This window comes from Streptomyces sp. NPDC059477 (assembly GCF_042749375.1).
Lineage (GTDB): Bacteria > Actinomycetota > Actinomycetes > Streptomycetales > Streptomycetaceae > Streptomyces.
In genome coordinates this window covers 1-3,130 of record NZ_JBHYUG010000041.1, presented here as the reverse complement: position 1 = coordinate 3,130, position 3,130 = coordinate 1, and the positions used below count along the sequence as shown (strand labels likewise).

Below are 3,130 nucleotides of genomic sequence, written 5' to 3'. Positions count from 1 at the left end.
TGGGCCACCGGCTGGCCCCCCTTGTTCAGCACGGGGTCGCTGCTCGGCGGGGGGGGCGGCCGGGGCCCGCCCACCCCCCCGGGGTGTGTGCACCGGACGGGCCGTCAACTGCCTTGCGCGGCGGGCTGATCGGCGGGATCAGTCCTCCGTGGTGGCGGACACCGAGGACAGCGTCTGCTCCGCCGCCGCGGTCTTCTTGGCCGCCGTCTTCTTGGTCGCGACCTTCTTCGCCGGCACCTTCTTCGCGGCGGTCTTCTTGGCCGTGGTCTTCTTCGCGGCCGTCTTCTTGGTGGCGGTGGTGGCGGCCTTCTTGGCGGTCGCCTTCTTCGCCGTCTTGCGGGCTGCCGCCTTCTTGACCGGGGCCGCCGACTCACCGTCGATGTCATCGCCGGTGGGCGCCTGATCGCCGGGCGCCTGGTCGCCGGATACCTGCTCGCCGGATACCTGGTCTCCCGATGCCTCGGGCGCCTGGTCGCCGGATGCCTCCTGAGCCGTGCCCGACGGGACGACCACGACGGCCGTGTCCTCGGACGCGGTCGGCGCGGTGGCCTTGCGGACGGCACGGCGACGGGGGCGGGCGGGGGCGGCGTCAGCGTCGGCGGGGGCGGGGGTCTCGGCCGCCGGGACGGACACGGGCTCCGCCGATTCCGTCGATTCCACCGGCTGTGTCGGCTCCGCCGCTGCCGCGGGTGCGGCCGGTTCCGTCACCGTGACGACAGCCGCCTCGGCGCCCTCGGGCGCCCCGGCCGGCGCGGACACCCTGCGGGTGGCCCGGCGACGCGTACGCCCCTTGGGCGCGGCCTCCTCGACAGGAGCGGTGGCCGCCTCCTCTACCGAAGCGGCGGAAGTGGCAGCAGCGACGGGCTCGGCAGACGCCTCGGCGACGGCAGGCGCCTCGATGGCGGGCGGGGCCTCGACCACCGGGTCCTCCACGGCCACCGGCTCGGCGTGCACCTCGGCGGCGGCCCTCGGCCGGGACCGCCGTACGTCCGCGTCCGTCTCCTCGGCGTACGCCGCTACGGCGGACTCGGCGGCCGGAGCGGCGGACCTGGCGGCCTCGCCCCTCGGAGCGCCCGCCGGAGCCGACGCCCGGCGGCTGGCCCGGCGCCGCGAACGGCCCCGGCCTGCCGCGGCCTCCGCCTCGGCGACGCTGCTGTACAGCTCCTCGTCGGGCTCGAACGCGGGCGCCGAGAGCGCGACGGGAGCGGCGGCCTCGGCGGCCACCTCCGCCTCGGTCTCGGTCTCGACCGGCGCCGACGGCTGGACCAGCTCGTGGTCGTGCTCGTGCTCCGGCGTCTCCGCGCCGCCACGCCCGCGCTTCTTGCGCTTGCCGCCGCCACCGGCGGCGCTCGCCTGGTCCATGTGGACGATGACACCGCGGCCGTTGCAGTGCACGCAGGTCTCGGAGAAGGACTCCAGCAGACCCTGGCCGACCCGCTTGCGGGTCATCTGGACCAGGCCCAGCGAGGTCACCTCGGCGACCTGGTGCTTCGTACGGTCCCGGCCCAGGCACTCCAGCAGGCGCCGCAGCACCAGGTCCCGGTTGGACTCCAGCACCATGTCGATGAAGTCGATGACGACGATGCCGCCCAGGTCACGCAGCCGCAGCTGGCGCACGATCTCCTCGGCCGCCTCCAGGTTGTTCCTGGTGACGGTCTCTTCGAGGTTGCCGCCCTGGCCGGTGAACTTGCCGGTGTTGACATCGACCACGACCATGGCCTCGGTCTTGTCGATCACCAGCGAGCCACCGCTCGGCAGCCACACCTTGCGGTCCAGCGCCTTGGCGAGCTGCTCGTCGATCCGGTACGTGGCAAAGACGTCGACCTCGGAGGTCCACCTCTGGAGCCGGTCGGTGAGATCCGGCGCCACGTGCGCGACATAGCCGTGCACGGTCTGCCAAGCTTCGTCACCGCTGACGATGACCTTGGAGAAGTCCTCGTTGAAGATGTCCCGCACGACCCGGACGGTCATGTCCGGCTCGCCGTAGAGCAGCGTCGGGGCGTTGCCGCTCTTGGCCTTCTTCTGGATGTCCGACCACTGTGCCTGGAGCCGCTCGACGTCCCGGCGCAGCTCGTCCTCGCTGGCCCCCTCGGCGGCGGTGCGCACGATGACGCCCGCGTCCTCGGGGACGATCTTCTTGAGGATGGTCTTCAGCCGGGCCCGCTCGGTGTCGGGCAGCTTGCGGCTGATGCCGGTCATCGAGCCCTCGGGCACGTAGACCAGATAGCGGCCGGGCAGCGAGACCTGGCTGGTCAGCCGGGCGCCCTTGTGCCCGATCGGGTCCTTGGTGACCTGCACGAGGACCGACTGGCCGGACTTCAGCGCGGACTCGATGCGCCGCGGCCCGTGGGCCATCCCGAGCGCCTCGAAGTTGACCTCGCCCGCGTACAGCACGGCGTTGCGGCCCTTGCCGATGTCGATGAAGGCGGCCTCCATCGACGGCAGCACGTTCTGCACCTTGCCGAGGTAGACATTGCCGACGTACGACGTCGACTGCTCCTTGTTGACGTAGTGCTCGACGAGCACGTTGTCCTCAAGGACGCCGATCTGCGTACGGTCGCCGTTCTGCCGGACGACCATCACGCGCTCGACGGCCTCGCGGCGGGCCAGGAACTCGGCCTCGGTGATGATCGGCACCCGGCGGCGGCCCTGCTCACGGCCCTCGCGGCGGCGCTGCTTCTTGGCCTCCAGACGGGTCGAGCCCTTGATGGACTGCACCTCGTCGGACGGCTCGCGCTCACTCTGCTTGCGCGGCTCACGGACCTTGACGACCGTGCGCTCCGGGTCGTCCCCGGACTGCTCGCCGTCACCGGAGCCATCACCGGCCCGGCGGCGACGACGCCGGCGGCGACGGCTTCCGGCGGTCGAGCCCCCGGCCTCCTCGCCGCGCTCGGAGTCGTCCTCGCCGTCCTCGGCGTCCTCGTCGGCCTGCTCTGCGGTGTCCTCGGCGTCCTGCGCGGCCTGCTCGGCGGCGGTGTCGTCGCCCTCGCCGTCCGCGGCCTCACCGCGGCGCCGGCGACGGCCACCACGGCGCCGGCGGCGGCGCGAACCGCTCTCCTCGGCGTCGTCGCCGTCGTCGGAGTCATCGGCCTGCTCGGCGGCGACCACGACGTCCGCGGCCGGCTCGGGC

General features: G+C 73.2%; 1 protein-coding gene. It reads right to left on the bottom strand.

Features of this window, described 5'->3' with window-relative positions; translation table 11 throughout:
• Nucleotides 1-138: 138 nt before the first annotated feature.
• Nucleotides 139-3,130 (bottom strand): Rne/Rng family ribonuclease (locus tag ACFXAZ_RS21145; RefSeq protein WP_384593258.1); only part of this gene is annotated, 2,992 nt, incomplete at its 5' end.